Below are 21,086 nucleotides of genomic sequence, written 5' to 3'. Positions count from 1 at the left end.
TCTGTATATGTTGGTGCTAAAAAAAAGAGGATAAGCAATTAGCGCTTAGCATTTAGCTGTTAGCAAAAAATGCAGCGGAGAACATAGTATATATGTTAATCTCCGCTGCATTTTACTAAAAGCTAAAAGCTAAGCGCTAATTGCTAATTGCCAGATATTATTCTACTTTCGTAATCTTCAGCATGTTAGTTGGCAAGTGTTGTTTAACGGGTGTGCTACCGGTATTAACCGCTACGTCGCCAGTTTTAATAAATCCTCTTTCTTTCAGGATGTTGATCTGATCGAAAACGATATCATCCAGGCTTTCTTCTTCTTCGTAGTAGAAAGCGCGTACACCCCAGCTGAGGCTCAGCTGATTAACCAGTGATCTTTCTTTGGTAAAGATATAGAGTGGGCTGCGTGGACGGTAGCTACTCAGCATAAAGCCGGTGTAACCACTCTGGGTCATACCAATGAGTGCATCTGCATCCAGGTCTTCCGCAATTTTACACGCGTTGTAACACAGTGCATCGCTGAGGAAGGTAGGAGAGTGGCGGTGAGGGATCAGGTTACGGTTGTAAATGATCGCTTCTTTTTCCACTTCCTGTATGATTTTGTTCATGGTTTGTATCACTAGTTCAGGGAACATACCGGTAGCGGTTTCACCACTCAGCATTACGGCATCAGCGCCTTCCAGTACTGCATTGGCCACGTCGGTGATTTCACTACGGTTAGGACGGGTGCGGTCCATCATGCTCTCCATCATTTGTGTAGCCACAATTACAGGCTTGGCACGGTGGATACATTTGCGGATAATGTCCTTCTGGATCATCGGGATCTGCTCTACCGGCAGTTCTACACCGAGGTCACCACGGGCAATCATCACACCATCACTTTCCCATATAATTTCTTTCAGGTTCTGAATAGCTTCAGGTTTCTCTATTTTAGAGATGATTTTCATCTTGGAACCACGTGCTTCCAGACGTTTGCGCAGTTCAGACAGATCTTTTACACTTCTTACAAAAGACAACGCTACCCAATCACATTCGTGATCAATGATAAATTCCAGGTCAACGATATCTTTTTCTGTCAGTGCCGGCAGGGATATTTTGGTATCTGGCAGGTTGAAGCCTTTTTTAGAAGACAATACACCAGGTAAAGATACTTCTGCTTTGATTTCACCGTTGGCAGTGATTTCTTTTACAACTGTTTCTATTTTACCATCGTCCAGCAAAATTTTCTGGCCGGGTTTAAGATCTTTATAGAGGTCGGGATAGGAAACGTAAATTTTTTCCATGTTGCCTACCAGCTTCTCGTTTACGAAAGTGAGGATATCACCTTTCTTCAGCGGCAGTGCATTGTTTTCGATTTCACCTACACGCAGTTTAGGTCCTTGCAAATCGGCCAGGATAGCTACGGTGTAAGGTTCGGTTTTATTGATCTGACGGATATATCCGATGATCCTTAATTTATCTTCATGTGAACCGTGTGAAAAATTCAGGCGAAACACATTTACACCGGCTTTTACCAATGTAAGCAGTTGTTCATAGGTATCACAGGCCGGGCCTACAGTAGCTACAATTTTAGTTTTGTGCGAAGAGTGCTCTCTACCCGCAGCGTTATCCATCTGCTTGTGAAAGTATTTCGATAGATCCTTTGTACTCATAAGTCTAATTTTTTAACTCGCAAGAATTTTAACAATCTTAAACCATTCGGGGTCAATTTCCTGTTTGGCTTTAACAGCTTTATCAAGAGGAGTGTAATGGATCTTGTCATTAACAATACCGATCATTACATTGTGTATGCCTTCGAGAAGGGCGTCTACGGCTGCGTAGCCCATGCGGCTGGCCAGTATACGGTCTGTACAGGAGGGAGCGCCACCACGTTGGATATGGCCAAGGATACATACACGGGTATCCAGCTGCGGGCATCTTTCTTTGATGATACGGCCAACTTCAGCAGCGCCACCGGTTTCATCACCTTCAGCTACTACAATGAGGTTTACCAGTTTTCTGCGGCGTTCATTAGCCTGCAGTTCTTCAATGATGTCATTTACTTCGGTTTTTCGCTCAGGCAGCAGGATGTGTTCCGCACCGGTAGAAATGCCGCTGTGTAAAGCAATGTAACCGGCATCGCGGCCCATTACCTCTATCACAAATAAGCGGTCATGTGCATCCGCTGTGTCCCTGATCTTGTCAATGGCTTCAATCGCAGTATTTACCGCGGTATCAAATCCAATAGTAGAATCAGTTCCTGCAATGTCCTTATCAATAGTACCAGGCAAGCCTATACACGGAATGTCAAATTCCTGGCTGAACTTTTGCGCACCATTAAACGAGCCGTCTCCACCAATTACCACTAACCCGTCAATGTTGTGTTTTTTCAGATTCTCGTAAGCCTTTTTTCGCCCTTCATATTCATAGAACTCTTTGCAACGGGCGGTCTTCAGGATGGTGCCCCCGCGTTGAATGATGTTAGCCACAGATTTGGACTCCATCGGGAAGATTTCGTTTTTCAACATTCCCCTATAGCCGTACATTATGCCGTACACATTCAGCTGATGATAAATGCCCGTTCTTACAACTGCACGAACTGCGGCGTTCATGCCAGGAGCATCTCCTCCCGATGTAAGGACTGCAATGTTGTTCAGTTTTTTCATATAAATTGCTAAAAAAATATCTTAAAGGCGCACAAAAATAACATTTTGCAATTGTTTTCTAACAGTTATCTGATGAAATAACCTAAATTTTTAATTTCCATCAAACAAAGTAGCTAATTTTTTTAAAAAATATTATGCATGTTGAAAAATAATAATAAGATTTGGCTAATTATGAGCATGACACTAATGGCAGGACAGGTTACAGCACAACAACACCCTATCACCTATCCCGACACCAGGAAAGTAGATACGACAGATGATTATCACGGCACAAAAGTCGCAGACCCTTACCGGTGGCTGGAAGACGACCATAGCGCGGAAACAAAAGCCTGGGTGGACGCAGAAAATACAGTAACACAGGAATATCTTTCAAAAATCCCCTTCCGCAGCGGGATAAAAAAAAGATTGGAAGAATTGTGGAATTACCCCAAAATCGGTGCGCCGACTAAACATGGTAATTATTACTACTTCTTTAAAAATGACGGATTGCAAAATCAGGCTATCCTGTATCGCACCGCCACTTTAGGCGGAACCCCGGAAGTATTTATCGACCCCAATAAACTCTCTGCCGCCGGTACCACTGCTTTAGGTACGATGAGTTTTTCCAAAGATGGTAAACATCTGGCCTATCTCCTTGCAAAAGCCGGCTCCGACTGGCAGGAAGGTTTTGTCATGGACGTGGAAACCAGGCAACTGCTGTCTGATAAACTGGAATGGGTTAAATTCAGTGGCCTTGCCTGGAAAGGGAATGGCTTCTACTATAGCCGCTATGATAAACCCGATGAACAAAGCAAGCTGTCTAAAAAGAATGAATTCCAGAAAGTATATTATCACAAACTCGGTGATGCACAGGAGCAGGATGAATTAATTTATGCAGATAAAGATCATCCGCTGCGCAACGCCGGTGTGAGCGTCACAGAAGATGAACGTTTTCTCATTCTGGGTACTTCAGAAGGCACCTCCGGCCGCGAACTCTGGTATCGCGATCTGCAAAACCCTGCTCAGAAAGATTTTGTATTGCTGATAAAAGGTTTCAGCTACGAGCCTGAGGTAATAGATAATGATGGCGATAAATTACTGGTACGCACCAATCACGACGCGCCTAATTATAAAGTGGTATTGATTGATCCGGCTAATCCGGCAGTTGCCAACTGGAAAATCATTGTGCCCGAAAAGAAAGACGCATTGCAGGGCGCACACACTGCAGGCGGCAAATTATTTCTTGCTTACCTGAAAGATGCAGCTACTACCATGTATCAATATGATTATAACGGTAAACAGGGGCATGAAATTAAACTGCCTGGAATAGGTACTGCCAGCGGATTTGATGGTAAAAAAGAAGATAAGGAAATCTTTTATTCCTATACTTCTTTTGTTACACCGCCTACTGTATATAAATACGATATCAGCAGTGGCACCTCTTCTTTATATAATAAGGCAGCGGTGAAGTTTAATCCGGAGGATTACGAAACCAAACAGGTATTCTTTCACAGTAAAGATGGTGCAAGCGTACCTATGTTCCTCTCATATAAGAAAGGAATCAAACCGGATGGCAACAATCCCGTACTGATTTATGGTTATGGTGGCTTTAACATCGCGCAAACACCGGGCTTCAGCGTATCCAACCTGTATTTTATGGAGCAGGGAGGTATATATGCGGTGGTAGCACTACGCGGTGGCAGCGAATACGGCGAAGCATGGCACAAGGCAGGTATGCTGGACAAAAAACAAAATGTGTTCAATGATTTTATTGGCGCAGCAGAACACCTGATCCAAACAAAGTACACCAATCCTGCTAAGATCGCCATCCGCGGCGGTTCCAACGGTGGACTACTGGTAGGTGCCTGTATGACCCAACGTCCGGAGCTGTTTAAAGTAGCCTTACCGGCGGTAGGCGTGATGGATATGCTTCGTTTTCAGAAATTCACTATAGGCTGGGCCTGGGCAGTGGAATATGGCAGTAGCGACAACGCAGACCAGTTTAAATACCTGGTAAAATATTCGCCGTTGCACAACCTGAAACCCGGTACATCTTATCCTGCCACATTAATTACTACTGCAGATCATGATGACCGTGTAGTGCCTGCACATTCCTTTAAGTTTGCAGCTACTTTGCAGGCATGTAACGCCGGACCTAATCCAACCCTGATCCGGATTGAAACACAGGCAGGGCATGGAGCGGGTAAACCCACTTCCAAATTGATTGATGAGGCGGCAGATATCTGGGCATTTACAATGTATAATCTGGGAATGAAAAAATAGCGAAGGGGAAGGCCTTCGGCCTTTGTCTTTTCTTTACCATGATTTTGATGATTAATCATGATTTTTCTGATTTTATTTCTTGCTAATCAGTATGCTTACTGATTTTCCCAAAGCATATTATTAAACGTAATAGCTATCTTTTAAAAGAAAATGAAATCAGAAAAATCATGATTAATCATCAAAATCATGGTAAAGAAAAGACAAAGGCCGAAGGCCTTCTTTCTGCTTTTTTTCCTTATCTTTAAAGATAGCGTATTGAATATGGCTTTATGAAGGTACTTATAACTGGTAGTAACGGATTATTGGGACAACATTTGATCCCGCTTTTTCTGCAAGATGGAAAATATGATGTAATAGCCACTGGCAGAGGGCCTAATCGTTTTCCCATGAGGGATAATTACACTTATGAAGCGGTCAATCTCCGTGATGCCGGCAGCGTAAAGCAGCTGGTAGAAAAGCATAAACCGGACATCATTATTCATGGTGGTGCGATGTCGCAGGTGGATGACTGCGAGAAGAATAAAGATGGCTGCTGGGACACCAATGTAGGTGCTACACGGTACCTTGTCCATGCAGCAGAGAGTTGCAATGCTTTCTTCATTTTCCTGTCCACCGACTTTGTGTTCGATGGTTTACAGGGACCTTACAGTGAAGAGGCTGCAGTGAATCCAATTAATTATTATGGCACCAGTAAAGTAGCTGCAGAGCGACTGGTACACAACAGTAAATTACAATGGGCGATTGTACGCACGGTATTGGTATATGGCGTAGTAGCCGATCCGCATCGCAGCAACATGATTACCTGGGTGAAAAATAATTTGCAGCAAGGCAAGAAAGTAAAAGTGGTAGATGATCAGTGGCGTACTCCCACGCTCTGTCATGATCTGGCGATGGGCTGCCTGTTGATCGCCAATAAAAAGGCAACCGGCTTTTTTAATATCTCCGGAAAAGATATACTCACGCCATATGATATGGCTATCCAAACAGCCGAATATTTTAAACTGGACACTGCACTGGTTGAGAAGATAAGTGCGAGAAGTCTTGCCCAGCCTGCACCACGACCTGCCAAAACAGGATTGTTGATTGATAAGGCCGTGAAAGAACTGGGATACCAGCCCCATACTTTCGCAGAGGGGCTGGAGATTGTGGCGGGTGAAATAAAATAATAAGGATTAAAAATCCAGGTATATTCTATTATTCTTAAAATAAACTTTCTTTTTTTCCAGTTCAGCAGTGGTATCGCTGGCAATGGATCTGATTGGTGCGGCTACCTTGTAGCTGTTACCTCTTTTATACATCACTACTTCCTGTTTCCACGCTTGTCTTTTTGCTGTTTGTCTGGCGGCTCTTACACTGTCTTTAAACTCTTCCACCACAGCAAAGTATGCCAGTGTATCCGGCGGGGGCGGTGTCACCGGTGTAGCTGCTTTTATACTATCTGCCAGTTGCTTTGCTTTAATTGAATCTGTATTTACTGCCTGTACCTGCGGGCCCGGGGAACCAGCCTGAGAAGACACATACCACCAGGTAGCTAAACCAATTACTACCATTGCAATAGGAATACCTGCCCACCACCATTTGAAACCACCTTCTTCTGTTACTGCTTCCAGCGTATCTTCCATTTCTTCCGTCATCATTGGCTCCAGTGGCATGGTAACGGGAGGTGGCGCCTGGGGAGCGGGTGCAGGTGCTTTAGTTTCTTGTCGTTGTATGGGTGTAATAGGTATTGACTCCTGTTCTACCGGCAGTATTTCTGCATGAAAATGGATATTGCCGGTAAAATCGCCTTGGAGCTGTCCTATGCCTGGTAATACCAATGGTTTACCTGATTGCAGGGTAGTCTTGAGTTCTTCCAGGTATTTTTCCATTTTCCGTTGTGCCACAGCAGGAACAAGGTTCTCCTTGAGTGCAATCCACTCCAGGCACGAGCCATCATCCTGCCATTGCTGGGTAAATATTACCTGCTCACGCGGAGCGGTCAGCGTATGTGCGGCAACGTTATATTGCGCGGGAAAATGTTGTACAGTAAATGTTCCCAGCTGTGGTACTACACAAACCCGCTGCTTAAACAGCACTTCCTGAATGTATTGTTGAAGTATCAAAGTGAGATTTTTTGGTGATTAAATAGTCCGATTGTCTTACTCCCGATTAGACTGATTAAAATGATTATGCTGATTTTATTTTTTTGTAAGAATCGGGTAAGCCCAGTATGGATTATCGATTATATAAAATATAATCAGCATAATCATTTTAATCAGTCTAATCCTGAGTAAGACAATCACAGCTAAGTTAAAACTTAATCATCACACCACCCACCACATTGAACCCATAAGTAGGGTACAGGTACCAGCGCTGATAGTGTGAATTGAAAATATTATTTGCATTCACCCATAGATTGAAGTTCCTGCCAATATCGTATGAAGCGCCGGCGTTCAGGTCCCATGCGCCTTTGGTTTTACCGAAATCTTTGTTTGGCAGCAGGTAATAGCTACCGCTGAGTGCAAATATGTCTGCATTCAGGTGTAATTTTTTAGCCAGCGTATACTGTACAAACAGGTCGCCCTGGAAAGGAGGCAGGTGCCATGGTTTCACTTCCGTTTCCTGTTTGTTGTAGTTGTACCAATCGAAGCTCACACGTGCCTGGAATTTTTCTTCTTCTATATAACCTACTTCTGCATGCAGTTGGAAGGCACGCAACATGGTTTCGTTGCGGGTAGTAAATACTTTGGTGTTGGCGCTGTCATTCACAAACAGCGGCATATCATACCAGGTAACGGAAGCAAATTTGGTGTTATAGTTGAAATGACTGCCCAGCGTACCTTTGATACCGGTATATTTTTCTTCTACACGGGTATTCATCATATCCCCCGGCAAGCCGGCGAGGAACGGATTTTTATTGGCGAGGTTGCGGTAGGAATTCTTTTCAAAATAAGAAATCCATCCACTGCTCAGGATCAGTTTTTTACGGATCAGGTGCGACTCATTCACGATGTCTGGCAGCAGATAAAATTTGCTGTTGGTCCAGGTAGGATTTACGCCGGCATGCAATACAAATCCGGGTTTCATGATGTCTACTGCAGGATGGATAGCCGCCAGATTGTTGTTGATGGCGCGGTTGTTATCTTGTTTATAAGTAGACAGGTCAAATACTCCTTCCACCTGAATGTAGATATCTTCAAATACCTGTTTACGTACCGGTACTTTCAGTAAAAAAGTATTTTCTGTACGCTTGTAGGAATCATTAAAGAGAATAAATTTTACCTGCGGCTGAAAGGTAAATGCCCAGTCGTTTTGCGGCCGGTTTTGTACACCTACTGTAGCAGTCAGCTGGTTAAAGGTTTGTTCAATATCCTTTTTTTCGTACTTCGTTGTATCATGGTTGTAGCCGTAGTAGTGAACGGTGTTGCGATCATATCCGAGGCTGCCGTTGAACTGGAATTTAGGCAACAGGTAAGATCCGGAAGCCAGTACATTCAGGTTGCTGTAGTCCTGGTCTGGAATCTCTTTTCCTTTTGAGCCGGTGTAGTTTACATACAGACCGTAATTATACATGTCATGTCTGCCACTGCCAAAGCCTGCCTGCAGGAATGGTGTTTTATAATTGCCGTAACCCAGTTTAATAAAGTTATTCTGCAACGCGTTGAGAGAGTCTTTGCCCAGTGCCAGTGGTTTTAATGGTGCTGCCTGGTACATGAAATTCAGGTTCAGTGCCGGTACCTGGTATTTGAGCGATGGCCTGCTGGTGTCAATACCCGGCAAAGAGGCCGTGAGATTGAGTTTGTAGGCGTCCCGCAGTTTAGGCTGATTGGTAGAGATGATGTCAATCGTTTCCTGTTTCAACGGTTCCTGTGCTGCTGCCTTTTTTGAAGACAACAGACCGGCAACACTCAGTGCTGTTATTATGAAAGTTCGTTTGCTATATATTGTTTGAATGTTCATGCTGTCTTGAGCTTAAATCTGATAATCCGAAAATTCCAAAATATCGAAATCCGAAAATGATTATTGTTTCTTTGGTTTTTTACCGGCTGCTTTTTCTTCTGCTTCTGCTTTCGCCAGTTTATCTTTTGCTTCCTGTTTCAGTTCAGGAATAGTACTGTTGGTAACAATACTCTGGTAAGTAGCTTTGGCATTGAAATAGTCCTGCTGACGCAGGTATACATCTCCCAGCAGGATATATGATTTAGCCACCCAGTTTTCGTAAGAGGGGGTGTTTTTGATAACATCGAAACCTGCTTTTTCAGCAGCTGCGAGATCGTTTTGTTGCAGGTAACAATCTGCGGTGCTGTAACGGGCTTCAGCGCCTGTTTCCGATTTGGTCATGGACGCTACCGTTTTGAATGCTGTGATAGCGGTGGCGTAGTCTTTGGCCTGTTGTTTTGCTTTACCCTGGTAGAAGTGTGCAATGATCTGATCATCAGTACTGATGTTGGCAGCACCCAACAGGATTTCTGCGTAGTTGGAAACTTCATCCCAGCGTTTCAGCTGGTAATTGCTGCGGAGTAAGCCCCTGGTGGCAGTCAGGCTGTTTTCCTTGCTGGTAGCCAGGTCCTGTAACTGTAAATAATAGCCTCTCGCTTTATCATAATTTTTTTGCTGATAAAAATTGATATTAGCCGCTTGCAGTGCAGATCTTTCGGCATACAAACTGTTATTGCGGGATAATACAAATTCATATGCGGGCAGTGCACTCGTATAGTCTTTATTGTTATAGGCACATTCTGCTTTGTAGAAATAGGCGGGCAGGATAAACTGACCGTTCGGATATTTCTGGATATAGCTGTTAAAAGCGGAAGTCGCGCCTGCGCAGTCGTTGCTGGTAAACCTTGCTTCTGCTGCGGCATAAGAAAGGGAATCTTCTGCAGAAGCAGTTACTGTTCTGCCACTTGCTTTCAGGAAGGCCAGGTAATCGTCTGTTTTACCCTGACTTACATAAATGGCTTTGATGCTTTGCAGTGCTTCGTTTGCTTCCGGTGCGCCGGGGAATTTTTCCACTACCTGGCGATAGTAAGCGAGTGCTTTGCTGTCGTTGTCTTTATTGTAGTAGCATAAACCCAGTTTCAGCAATGCACGTGGAGCATTGACACCATTTGGTTGTTTCTGTAATACATTTTCCAGGAAAGGAATAGCTTCTGAATATTTTTCTTCAGAGAGATAGGTATTGGCGATTTCTATATCGGTTTCGTTGGTGAATCCGGAAGAAGGGAATTTGTTGCCCAGTTGTTTCAGCAAAGCCAGTTTCTCACTTTGTTTACCCTGTAAACCCAGGATGATGGCTTTCTGATAGGTAGCATAGTCAGAGCCGGGCTCATTGTTATTAATGATGCGGTCGTACAGTGTAATAGCTTTCGGGAACTGACGGAGCATATAGTAACAATCGGCGCTGCGGAGGGCAGCATCGGTAGCAATACGCTGTGCATTAGGACCACTGGTCCTTTGCGCCGTTTCAAAATAAGGCAGCGCTTCATTGTACTTATCTTCTTTCAGCAAGCTGTAGCCCAGGTTATAACTGGCCGTTTGTGCGTTGGCTTCGCCGGAAACAGGAGCCGTCGTATTCAGATAGGCGTTCAGGTTAGTGATAGCATTGCTTGTTTTATTCTGTCGCAGGGCAATTTCTGCTTTCCAGAAATGCGCCAGTTGTTTGATCTGTGGATCATATGGGTTGCTGATAGCAATATCCAGCAGGCGGTCGGCTTCTGCCAGTTGCTGATCATTGATCAGCTGGGTGGCGCGGCCGTAAGCTACTTTCTGGTAGGCTTTGAGCACTGTAGGATTTTTATCTTTAATCATTTCAATCGTAGCCAAACCATCTTTATAGTTATTGCTGTTCATGAAAAGATTCACCAGGATCTCTCTGGCTTCTTTATCATAAGTGGATTTGGGGTATTTCTGTACAAACTGCGTCAGCTCGCTGAGGGCAGCATCCGGATAACCCAGCTCATAAGATAATTTGCCGTAGTTGAAACGGGATATTTCCTGTTGCTGTGCATTGGAACTGTTGTTGGCACAAAAGGCAAAAGCATTACGGGCATTGGCTTTCTGGCCGGTGCGCAGGTAACAGTCGCCCAGGAGGTACATGGAGTTTTGTCCCAGTGAATCTTTGGAGCTGCTCAGTTGTTTGAATCCTGTAATAGCTTTACTGAGATTATTGGTTTGATAGTAAGCATAAGATAACTGGTAGATATCTTCGTTTCTTACTTCATCAGCATTATCCTGGAAGTCCTGCAGATAGGGGAGAGACTTTTTATAGTCTTTTTTCTCAAAATAGGCTTTCCCTAATAGTTGCTTCATTTCAGCTTCATAGTATTGGCCGCCTTTATTAACCAGGGGTTCTGTATAAGCGATGAGCTGATCCGTTTTACCCTGGAAATAATAGATCTCAGCTATATAATAAGGGACTACGTTGCTGTATTTAGGTTCTTTTACTACTTTCTGGAAGCTGCTGAGGGCTTCACCGTATTGGTGGTTGTAGTAGGTAATGAAGCCATAGTAGTAGTTTGCAGGAATGTAGTATTTACCGGGTATTTCTTTGATAGATGCAAACAGCGGTTGTGCTTTTTTAAAGTCTTTTACATTAAAGTAGCAGTAGGCCAGTTCAAATTTCGCTTCGGCAATTTCCGCGTTGGATAAGTTTTCTATGTTGGCTTTCTCATAGAGGGGGATGGCCTCTTTGAGTTTATTTTGATGGAAATAATATTTGGCCAGCTGGTAACTAACGAGTTCTTCGCGGGCGTTGTTGTTAGCCAGTTTAAGAAATGCCAATGCCTGTTTCTCCGCATTATCCTGTTGCAGTTTCAGTGCGCAGATGGTATAATAATAGTAGGCATCTGTTTTAACCAGGTCGCGGTTTGTTTCATGGAAATAATCGATATTATCAATTGTTTGCTTGAAAAGCTGCATGGATACTGCGTATTTCTCTTGCTGAAAATACTGTTGTGCATCCTTGAATACTTTTTCCGGATCAGTGTAAGTGCGTGTTTGCTGCGCCTGTGCTGCAGGCAGGCCCGCAATACCTGCACCGGCAAAGGCCAGGAGGAATAAATACAGTTGTCCGGGAATAAAAATTTTTCTTATGAATTGCATGCTTTAGCTGTTATATCTTGAATATGCGTTTAAAACGATTCCCGGAAGGAAATATTTTCCAGCCGGGGGGTATGCAAACTTTTTGTTTCCCGCAAAGACGCATAAGCGCAAAGAATTTTGCTATTACTACCAATTTATCTTTGCGCCTTTGCTGCTTATGCGTCTTTACGGGAAAAGTCTTTGCGGTATCAGCAAATATAAAAGTTATATCTTTTCTTTTTCGATTGTGTTTCCAACAATGTGGATAACTCCGGATACAAGAAAAAGGCTATTAAGCTATATTGCGACAAATTATTTTAAGCGCAAAAACCTTACCTACTATGAGAAAACTGTTCTCTACCGGCTTTACAAATGGCGCCGTAAGTTTTTCCATGCTAGTACTCCGACTGGTATTTGGTGGTCTGATACTGACGCATGGCTGGCCCAAGCTGATCAATTTTACTGCCAAAATGAATTCTTTTCCCGATCCTTTGGGTGTAGGACATAAAATTTCGTTGGGCATGACAGTTTTTGCGGAAGTATTTTGTGGGGTATTCCTGATATTGGGATTGTTGACCAGATTGGCCACCATCCCACTGATCATCTGTATGAGCGTCATCATTTTTATCATTGATGGGGCTAAGCCAATCACGGAGAAAGAATTAGCTGTTTTATTTCTGGCAGCATTTGTAACGCTCCTGTTTACAGGCCCGGGCAAATTTTCTTTAGATGGCGCATTGGGTAAATAAAAATTTAGTGTGAATTTTTTCGGATAAAAAATATTGAAGGAACCATGTTTATCAGTACAACTACGATCAGGGTGCGTTATGGTGAAACAGACCAGATGGGATACCTGTATTATGGCAACTATGGCTTGTATTATGAAGTAGGAAGGGCAGAAGCTATACGGGAACTGGGTTTCACGTATCGCGAGCTGGAAGAGCAAGGCGTAATGATGCCGGTTGCCGAATTAAATGTAAAATATTTTCGCCCTGCTTATTACGACAACCTGATAACGGTGAAGACTATACTAAAAGAACTGCCCAACAGTTCTAAGATACAGTTTCACAGTGAGTTGTATAATGAAAAGAACGAATTATTAAATGTAGGTGTAACCACGCTGGTATTTATAGATGTAAATACCCGGCAAAAAGCAGGTTTGCCGGATGCACTTAAAGAAGTGCTGGCGCCGTTTTTTAAATAGCTGTTAGCCTTTAGCGATTAGCTTTTAGCTGAATGCAATAAAGAATACTATTTTATCTTCGCTGTATTTAGCTAAAAGCTAATCGCTAAAGGCTAAATGCTTCCATTAAAATGAAACCACGTGGATAAGATAACAACCAGTATTATCACCATTGGAGATGAACTGCTGATAGGACAAACAATCGACACCAACTCCGCCTGGATAGCGCAGCAGCTGAATGCTATTGGTATCTGGGTGCATCGGCGTGTAGCCATTGGCGATATAAAAGAAGATATCATGGAAGCCATGGCCAAAGAGGCCGCTGTTTCGGATATTGTACTGATCACAGGAGGACTGGGCCCCACAGCAGATGACATCACAAAACCAACGCTTTGCGAATATTTTAATACGCACCTGGTACAAAATGAGGTAGCACTGAAAAATGTGCTGCATATTTTTGAAAGCCGGGGTTTACCCTTATTGCAGCGCAATATAGATCAGAGTATGGTGCCGGAAGCGTGTACGGTCATTGATAATATGAGAGGAACCGCACCAGGCATGTGGTTTGAGAAAGAAGGTAAGATTTATGTGTCTATGCCCGGTGTACCGCACGAAATGCAGGGTATGATGGAAAATTACGTGTTGCCGCAATTAGCGCAACATTTTCGTACCCCTTCTGTTGTGCATCAAACACTGGTGACTTCCGGTATGGGAGAATCTTTTGTTGCCGAGCGACTGGTAGCCTTTGAAACTAAGTTGCCTGCACATATTAAACTGGCTTATCTGCCCAGCTATAGTTTGCTGAAACTGCGGCTCACCGCCTTTGGTGATGATAAACTTACCACTGCTGCGGAGTTGAGTATCCTCTTTCATGAAATGAAAGAGATATTATTGGATATTACGGTTACTGATCAGGATATTGTTATCAGTGATGTAGTAGGGAGATTGCTTCTGGAAAAAGGTAAAACCATGGGTACCGCTGAAAGCTGCACCGGTGGCTATATTTCGAGCGCTATTACCGCTATTCCCGGAAGTTCGGCTTATTTTAAAGGCAGTGCTGTTACCTACGCCAACGAAATGAAAATGAAGTTGTTAGGGGTGAAAAAGGAAACGCTGGAGGCACATGGAGCTGTGAGTGAGGCCACCGTACGTGAAATGCTGGCAGGCGCGCTCAAATTGCTGGAAGTTGATTACGCCATTGCCGTATCCGGCATCATGGGACCTGATGGTGGTACGCCGGAGAAGCCCGTTGGCACTGTATGGATAGCGGTAGGGGATGCCACTAAAGCAGTGACAGTAAAATATCAGCTGCGCTACGACCGGGAGAGGAATATACAAATGACGGCAGTTTACGCTATGAATGAATTGCGTAAACTGATCTTAGAATAAGGATATTGGCGTATTTTGAATTGGTACAATTCCCTTATTTTTGTTGGGCACTAAAGCTAAAATCAATCTTATGGCCATTGTAGAATTGGTAATGCCAAAAATGGGGGAGAGCATCATGGAAGCCACCATTTTGCGTTGGCATAAAAAGACCGGTGATCACATAAAAGTGGATGAAACCGTGCTTGAAATTGCTACTGACAAAGTGGATAGCGAGGTTCCTTCTATTGCAGAAGGGGAGATCACGGAACTGCTCTTTAATGAAAATGATGTGGTAGCTGTCGGTACTGTCATTGCCCGCATTAATACCAATGCTGATGCAGCAGCGGCTTCATCTCCTGTTGCACCTGTGACATCTGTTTCCACGGAACCTAAATTTACTTCCGCACCGGTTCATACTTCCGCATCTGTTGGGGAAGTAGCTGTATCCGGCGGTGGGGCTAAATTTTATTCTCCGCTGGTACTCACTATTGCACAACAGGAAGGCGTGAGCTTTGCTGACCTGGAGAAGATTCCTGGCTCCGGCAATGATGGCCGTGTTACAAAAAGAGATATTTTACAATATGTAGCAGATCGTAAAGAAGGTAAAATCGTTGCAGACGTTACACCTGCACCGGTAACAGCTTCCGTTGCTGCTGCCCGTCCACCGGCGGTTACTACCACCGTTTCTTCTCCTACCTATAGCGGTAATGTAGAGATTATTGAAATGGATCGTATGCGTAAGCTGATTGCTAATCACATGGTGATGAGCAAACATACCAGCCCGCACGTAACCAGCTTTGCAGAAGCCGATGTCACCAATTTGGTGAAATGGCGCGATCGTGTAAAGGGTGATTTCGAAAAACGCGAAGGCGAGAAGCTTACTTTCACACCATTGTTTATAGAGGCGATTGTGAAGTGTATCAAGCGTTTCCCGTTGATCAACTGTTCACTGGATGGGGATAAAATTATTATTAAGAAAGATATCAACATAGGAATGGCCACTGCGTTACCAAGTGGTAACCTGATTGTTCCGGTTATTAAAAGTGCAGAAGTACTCAACCTGGTAGGTCTTACCAAACAGGTAAATCACCTGGCTAATTCCGCACGTCAGAATAAGCTGAAACCGGAAGATACACAGAGCGGTACTTTTACCCTCACCAATGTGGGCACCTTTGGTAGTTTGATGGGAACACCTATCATTAACCAGCCACAAGTAGCTATCCTGGCCGTTGGCGCTATCAAAAAACGTCCGGTAGTGATAGAAACTGAACAGGGTGATACTATTGGTATCAGGCATATGATGTATCTCTCCATGTCCTATGATCATCGCATCGTTGACGGATCACTGGGTTCTACTTTCCTGAGTGCAGTAGCGCAGGAGCTGGAGAATTTTGATCCAAAGAAGAGCTATTAAGACTGTGATTTTTATGATTAATCTGATGATCCTGATGAGCGAAGATTTCAGCGGGTATTGTCTGAACCAGGATTTTTAGGATTGAATGGATTACCCTGATGGGTGCCGAAGATCAGGTTGATTATCTTAATTAACAATATTTTAAAAGAAGAAACCCATATCGGTTAACCGATATGGGTTTCTTCTTTTAGTTATACTTTATCTAACTTTTTTTTTATTAAGATGGTCTTTGCTAAAATAGCATAACATCCATCAGGGTAATCCATTCAATCCTAAAAATCCTGGTTCAGACAATACCCGCTGAAATCTTCGCTCATCAGGATCATCAGATTAATCATAAAAATCACAGTTTAAGACGAAAAAAGGCCCTCCTAAGAGCGCCTTTTTTCTTGTTCCTTTGTGCCGAATAAGGGGATTAATAACGACGGTCGCGGGAACCATATCCTCCGCCGCCACGGTTATTACCACCGCCACCTTTAAAATTATTATTCGGTTGTTTAGGTCTTGCTTCGTTTACCATCAATTGCTTACCTTCGATCTCGCTGCCGTTCAAACTATCCATAGCCTTTGCTCCTTCTTCTTGATTAGGCATTTCCACAAATCCAAAACCACGTGAGCGGCCGGTTTCATGGTCTTTGATAACCTTAGCGGAGGTAACCTCTCCAAAATCGCTGAAAATCTGATGGAGATCCTCATCGTTCAACCTATAATGCAGGTTGGCTACGTAAATGTTCATGATAACTGAAATTAAAAAAATGAAAAATAATATACTGAAGTTATGAAAATTACGCTAATAAAAAAGTTAGTAATAAAATATTTTTCCTATAGCCTACTCTTTTACTACCCTTTTACCTACTTAGATCCTTTGCTGTAAATGGTTTCAGGGGTGCTGAATTATTATTAAAAATAGTTTTCATTCTTAAAATAACCTTCCTTTTTGCGGTTTTTTTTTCGTAAATTCAGTACATGATCCATTAAATTAAATTCACATGGGAGCACTTAGCGACACCTGGTTTGCAGACGGTTATATCGACTTTGAGCTGAAAAAATATACCTTGCTTGCCTACCTGCAGGACATTAATCACTACTTCACCCAAAGCAAACTCTACCCACAACTGGCAGATATCATTTTCCATTACAACAACCTGTTGGCATTCAGGGAGAACAAACAGTTTTTACAACAGCAGTTTCCAAAACGGCTCACCGCTGTTAATATGGAGAAACTGCAACTGCTATATGAACAACTGATAGCAGACGATGAACTGATGCAGGAACTGGAGACGATTATCCAATATTCCCTGCCGCAGTTAAACAGCACTATAAAGGAAGGTACAGAGATCTATGAGTTTGTGGAAGATAAACTAAGCATTACCCCCGTAGGACTGGTACCCCTTGAAACCGCAGAAGGTTACCTGTTCCTGTGCGATGGTCGTTACAGCGACACGCTTGTTTATACTTACCGCCTTACCATTTTTGAAAGGCATGATGAGAAATTCCGGGGCATCCGTACACAATACCTGGAGGCATATAAAAAGGACCTGGTATATACCACCGGGCATATTAAAACCATGCTGATACGTCAGCGCAGCAGCTTACCTAATCCGGCTGTATATTGTGTGGAAACACCATTGGTATTGCCAGTGGATGAAACATTGTTGCCTATTGCCAAAAAAAGCCTGGTGAAATATATTGCGCAAAACGCTGCGTAAAGGCAGTTAGCCTATTTTAGCGCCGGCGCTGCTGTGGCTGTACCATAGCGAATCTCCAGCGTATGATCTTTAAGGAATGGTGCATAATATTGCATCATCACTTTCTTTATTTTTTCTTTGGATTGCTCAATATAGATGGTATTGTTTTCCAGTTGCGCCCTGGAGGTCTGGTACAATTTTTTTTGAACGTCTGTATAGGTTTCATCGTTCTGGAAAAGGAGCCAGCCTTTGCGGTTGGAAGTTTCCATCCGGTCCATTTTCAGCTCATAACTAAGCAGATGGGGAGCTGGCAGATTGATGACAATTTTTTTAGCTGTCATTTCTACCTTAAACAGTTTTTCATCAATGTTTACACCAAATTTAGCCTGGTAAGGAATACTTACCCAGATGGTGTTTTCGAGAAAAGTTTTCTTCAGGTTATCGGTCCAGTCTCCGCTCTCTTCAATATTGCTGCGCTTAATACTGGCGGAGCCCTGTACATCCAGACTGGCCAGTTCAGCAATTTCCTTTACGATGGTACTGTTGGAAATTACCTGCTCACTCACCGAGGTACTGCCGAAACGCTTGCCCAGCCAGAATATCAGGATTGCCAGCAATACTAATACAACGAGGTAGATGGTTCTTTTCATACCTGTAATTTAGTAAAAAGACCGGAGTCAAGAGCGATTAGCCGTTGCCGTTATCGGGTCAGGGAGGCAATTAATTCAGTATGGTGTGGATAAGCTGCCTGCAGGGGCGCTTTTTCTGCCAGTTCAAAATCGGCAAAATCGAAGCCCGGAGCAACGGTACAACCAGTAAGGGCGTAACCGCCGGGGACTTCTACCCGGGAAGCAAACCAGTTGCCGGCAGTAATGATTACCTGTAAATTTTCTCCGTTTTGTATATCGCGTCCCAGCTTGTGTATCAACAGATTACCACCCGGAGCGATCTCATAGATGGTGAGGGTATGGCCATCATAGAAGTGCCAGATCTCGTCTGCTGCAATGCGGTGAAAGGCAGAAAACTCGCCTTCTTCCAGCAAAAAATAAATGCAGGTAGATGCATTCCTGTTGCCCGTAATACCGGCAGGAAGGGTGGTCATGTCCAATACCCATTCAGAGCGATAAGTTTCGCGGAAGGCGCCGCCTTCTACATGGGATTGCAGTTTCAGTTGTTCACGCCAATGTGCAGCACTGTATTGCATAGGTTACCTGTTATGTTGTTGGAGTAAGTTAATCAAAAAGTATGGTATGCTTTATTTCGTATATGCCTGCGGGTTATGTATCTGCATGATTTTTTCCGGATTGGGCACACTGGTAAACCCAAATTGCCGGTATAGTTCATGCGCATCCGCGGTCACCAGCATAAAGCGCCTTAGTCCCTGCAGGTGAGGATGCGCCATGATGGTGCGCATCAGGAACTTCGACAGCCCTTTTCCGCGGTAAGGCACCAGCATGTATACATCCGCCAGGTAAGCAAAAGCAACGCCATCTGTAATTACCCTGGCGAAGCCTATCTGTTTATCTTCATGAAATACCCCAAAACACAATGATCCCTCCAGCGATTTTTTTACAACGCTGAGGGGAATGTTTTGTGCCCAATAAGATTCGTTGGCCAGAAAATCATGAATGGCTTTCTCGTCCAGTTTCGATTTATCTGTAGAGATGATATAATCTCCTTCTTTTACTTCGATGGTTTCCATATTTATTTCAGTTAGCATTGAGCTTACTAAAATATGGAAATAATTTTATTTGCAGCTGCTTAACTGGCAACGGCTACCTGTTGCAGGCCGGAAGCCGGCATATGCGCAATGGTGGCCTCCACAGCAGGTGTAAAGTAAGAAGGTGCTTCATGATTAAACAGTAGATAATCCTGTATAAACATCGACTGATTATAATAAGCAGTAGGTGTTACCTGGGCCTGCCATTGTGGTAAGTTCAGTTGTTGTAAAGAGCGTAGCGCGGTTTTATAACGAACCATCCGTGCATATAACTGCGGTGGTAAGCCCACAACAGCCGTGAATATGCGCTCCAGCGTAGGACGGGAGATCCCGAAAATATGCGTTAATTCCTCCACGCTCACATTACCCTGGCTGGTTAGCAGGTAATCCGCCATTTCATCTACCTGTTTCAGTGTACATGCCTGTTGTTCCAATGCTTCCTGGAAGGTAGTATTGAGTAACGGCATTATTTCCTGTTGCTGTATGTTAGGCAATGCTGCTGATAACTGCATCCATAGCGGACTATCATGCAATGCGAGGTTGCGGTAATAATTGGTAAAGTTGGGTACATCCAGTCCCAGTAAGCGATAGCAGCCATAGGCGTTTAATTGTACCACCACCATTTTGATGGGCCCCTTCACCTGCAGTTGACAGGCACAGGTAAAATGTCCGACGATGGCATTTTGAGGCAGGGTAAAGGCTTTGTGATGGGCCGGCTTTATACTGGCTTCCCCTTCCTGGATAAATACCATGTACTGATCGCCGAGGGCAAACAGGTTTTGCGGCAGCTGTATCAAACCGCTGGTATTATCTTCCCAATAATAGTATTGCTTTACAAATGGACGCAGCGCATCCGAAGGGTGATAGATATGGAAGTTCATAGGTACAATAATGTTGTGTTTAAAGGATATCGCTATCGCTGCAAATCACACCATACGCTAAAGTGGCGATGTTATTGTAAATATATGTTAAATATTTTATATTGAAAAAATAATCTAAGGGTGAAATCACGCAGACTATCGGAGTGTTTTTAATAAATCCTTTGCCGGTACTTTTTGGGGATTACCATTTTTATCTCCTACAACCAGCTCTTTATTGTTGACAGCACTGGTTTCAACAAGTTTACGCATGGCTTTTCTCATGCCTTGCATCACCTTTTCAGTTAGATCTTTTTTTGTATTGTCAGGTCCGCTCATTACATCATTCGGAATAATTTTCATAGTATCAATAACCAGCCAATTATCACAAACAGGATTATATAAATTCATAAGATTGGAAATTCCTCTGTAGTATCTGCGTTCGATTATATCAGCTGGAATACTATGGCCTCCTGCTTCTACCCGTTCAGCAACCCTCTGTTTAGCAAATTCGGGTGATTTAAGCCAGAAGTAGAGTAGAGTGACTTCATACCCTGCTTTTTTGGCTGTTTTAATTAACGAAACATAGCTTCTTGTAGCTAAAGTTGTTTCAAAGGCAAAGTCCACTTTTTCACTTAAGCAGTGCTTTATTCTTCGCAACATAATTCTACCCGCTTCAAAAGCTACGCTCTCTGGGTTAAATGGCGATAGCCCTGCTGCTATACTATCCGCGTTTACAAACTCTTTACAGTTAAGCATTTCAGGCAGTACTGTATAACTTGCGGTAGTTTTTCCGGCACCATTACAACCAGCTATGATATATAGATTAGGCATCTATATAAATATAACTAAACAACTGCGAATAGTTACATTAATTACTTTTAATAAACCCGTATT

At 43.4% G+C, this 21,086-nt stretch carries 18 protein-coding genes; 7 read left to right on the top strand and 11 right to left on the bottom strand.

What is annotated here, in order from left to right; all coding sequences use genetic code 11:
- Positions 1 to 157: 157 nt before the first annotated feature.
- Both pyk and pfkA read right to left on the bottom strand, forming a co-directional pair.
- Positions 158 to 1,645 (bottom strand): pyruvate kinase, encoded by a 1,488-nt coding sequence (pyk, locus tag CLV51_RS17695; RefSeq protein WP_106529380.1) that lies wholly within the window; start codon positions 1,643 to 1,645, stop codon positions 158 to 160.
- Between the two features lie 12 nt (positions 1,646 to 1,657).
- On the bottom strand, positions 1,658 to 2,638 hold the full coding sequence (gene pfkA, locus CLV51_RS17690) for a 6-phosphofructokinase (protein ID WP_106529379.1): 981 nt from the start codon (positions 2,636 to 2,638) through the stop codon (positions 1,658 to 1,660).
- A gap of 171 nt (positions 2,639 to 2,809) precedes the next feature.
- On the opposite strand from pfkA, the gene CLV51_RS17685 reads away from it, so the two are divergent.
- A complete protein-coding gene (locus CLV51_RS17685; protein ID WP_211302035.1) occupies positions 2,810 to 4,900 on the top strand; it encodes a prolyl oligopeptidase family serine peptidase in 2,091 nt (696 codons plus the stop codon).
- A 269-nt stretch (positions 4,901 to 5,169) separates the two neighbouring features.
- Complete coding sequence (locus CLV51_RS17680) at positions 5,170 to 6,066, top strand: SDR family oxidoreductase (protein WP_106529377.1); 897 nt, start codon at positions 5,170 to 5,172, stop codon at positions 6,064 to 6,066.
- A 6-nt stretch (positions 6,067 to 6,072) separates the two neighbouring features.
- Here the strand turns inward: CLV51_RS17680 and CLV51_RS17675 are convergent, their stop codons facing one another.
- From CLV51_RS17675 to CLV51_RS17665, 3 genes are all read right to left on the bottom strand, one after another.
- Positions 6,073 to 7,002, bottom strand: coding sequence for an HU domain-containing protein (locus tag CLV51_RS17675; protein WP_106529376.1), 930 nt, complete (start codon positions 7,000 to 7,002; stop codon positions 6,073 to 6,075).
- Between the two features lie 187 nt (positions 7,003 to 7,189).
- Positions 7,190 to 8,839 carry a hypothetical protein gene (locus tag CLV51_RS17670; RefSeq protein ID WP_106529375.1) on the bottom strand — a complete coding sequence of 550 codons (1,650 nt, stop codon included), beginning with the start codon at positions 8,837 to 8,839 and terminating at the stop codon, positions 7,190 to 7,192.
- A 60-nt stretch (positions 8,840 to 8,899) separates the two neighbouring features.
- Positions 8,900 to 11,980 (bottom strand): tetratricopeptide repeat protein, encoded by a 3,081-nt coding sequence (locus CLV51_RS17665; protein ID WP_106529374.1) that lies wholly within the window; start codon positions 11,978 to 11,980, stop codon positions 8,900 to 8,902.
- A gap of 320 nt (positions 11,981 to 12,300) precedes the next feature.
- Here CLV51_RS17665 and CLV51_RS17660 point away from each other — a divergent pair, with 320 nt between their 5' ends.
- The 4 genes from CLV51_RS17660 to CLV51_RS17645 all read left to right on the top strand — a co-directional run bounded on the left by CLV51_RS17660 (position 12,301) and on the right by CLV51_RS17645 (position 15,924).
- Positions 12,301 to 12,708: a DoxX family protein gene (locus CLV51_RS17660; RefSeq protein WP_106529373.1), complete on the top strand. Its 408-nt coding sequence runs from the start codon at positions 12,301 to 12,303 to the stop codon at positions 12,706 to 12,708.
- A gap of 44 nt (positions 12,709 to 12,752) precedes the next feature.
- A complete protein-coding gene (locus tag CLV51_RS17655; RefSeq protein ID WP_106529372.1) occupies positions 12,753 to 13,163 on the top strand; it encodes an acyl-CoA thioesterase in 411 nt (136 codons plus the stop codon).
- Positions 13,164 to 13,283: 120 nt separating this feature from the next.
- Positions 13,284 to 14,531 (top strand): CinA family nicotinamide mononucleotide deamidase-related protein, encoded by a 1,248-nt coding sequence (locus CLV51_RS17650; protein ID WP_245898812.1) that lies wholly within the window; start codon positions 13,284 to 13,286, stop codon positions 14,529 to 14,531.
- A 70-nt stretch (positions 14,532 to 14,601) separates the two neighbouring features.
- Positions 14,602 to 15,924, top strand: coding sequence for a dihydrolipoamide acetyltransferase family protein (locus tag CLV51_RS17645; protein WP_106529371.1), 1,323 nt, complete (start codon positions 14,602 to 14,604; stop codon positions 15,922 to 15,924).
- 415 nt (positions 15,925 to 16,339) lie between these two features.
- Here the strand turns inward: CLV51_RS17645 and CLV51_RS17640 are convergent, their stop codons facing one another.
- Positions 16,340 to 16,660, bottom strand: coding sequence for an RNA recognition motif domain-containing protein (locus CLV51_RS17640; RefSeq protein ID WP_079468754.1), 321 nt, complete (start codon positions 16,658 to 16,660; stop codon positions 16,340 to 16,342).
- 253 nt (positions 16,661 to 16,913) lie between these two features.
- Between CLV51_RS17640 and CLV51_RS17635 the strand changes: the two genes are divergently transcribed.
- Positions 16,914 to 17,633 (top strand): hypothetical protein, encoded by a 720-nt coding sequence (locus CLV51_RS17635; RefSeq protein WP_106529370.1) that lies wholly within the window; start codon positions 16,914 to 16,916, stop codon positions 17,631 to 17,633.
- Positions 17,634 to 17,644: 11 nt separating this feature from the next.
- Here the strand turns inward: CLV51_RS17635 and CLV51_RS17630 are convergent, their stop codons facing one another.
- The 5 genes from CLV51_RS17630 to CLV51_RS29620 all read right to left on the bottom strand — a co-directional run bounded on the left by CLV51_RS17630 (position 17,645) and on the right by CLV51_RS29620 (position 21,023).
- A complete protein-coding gene (locus CLV51_RS17630; RefSeq protein WP_106529369.1) occupies positions 17,645 to 18,262 on the bottom strand; it encodes a DUF4230 domain-containing protein in 618 nt (205 codons plus the stop codon).
- 50 nt (positions 18,263 to 18,312) lie between these two features.
- On the bottom strand, positions 18,313 to 18,816 hold the full coding sequence (locus CLV51_RS17625; protein WP_106529368.1) for a cupin domain-containing protein: 504 nt from the start codon (positions 18,814 to 18,816) through the stop codon (positions 18,313 to 18,315).
- 51 nt (positions 18,817 to 18,867) lie between these two features.
- Positions 18,868 to 19,314, bottom strand: a complete 447-nt coding sequence (locus CLV51_RS17620; RefSeq protein WP_106529628.1) for a GNAT family N-acetyltransferase — start codon at positions 19,312 to 19,314, stop codon at positions 18,868 to 18,870.
- A gap of 59 nt (positions 19,315 to 19,373) precedes the next feature.
- Positions 19,374 to 20,213, bottom strand: coding sequence for a helix-turn-helix domain-containing protein (locus CLV51_RS17615; protein WP_106529367.1), 840 nt, complete (start codon positions 20,211 to 20,213; stop codon positions 19,374 to 19,376).
- Positions 20,214 to 20,348: 135 nt separating this feature from the next.
- Entirely contained in the window at positions 20,349 to 21,023 is a 675-nt protein-coding gene (locus tag CLV51_RS29620; protein ID WP_106529366.1) for an ATPase, read from the bottom strand.
- Positions 21,024 to 21,086 lie beyond the last annotated feature (63 nt).

It is taken from the genome of Chitinophaga niastensis (assembly GCF_003014755.1).
GTDB classification, from domain to species: domain Bacteria; phylum Bacteroidota; class Bacteroidia; order Chitinophagales; family Chitinophagaceae; genus Chitinophaga; species Chitinophaga niastensis.
Note: the sequence above shows the minus strand (reverse complement) of the source record. Positions and strands in the feature narration are given on the sequence as shown.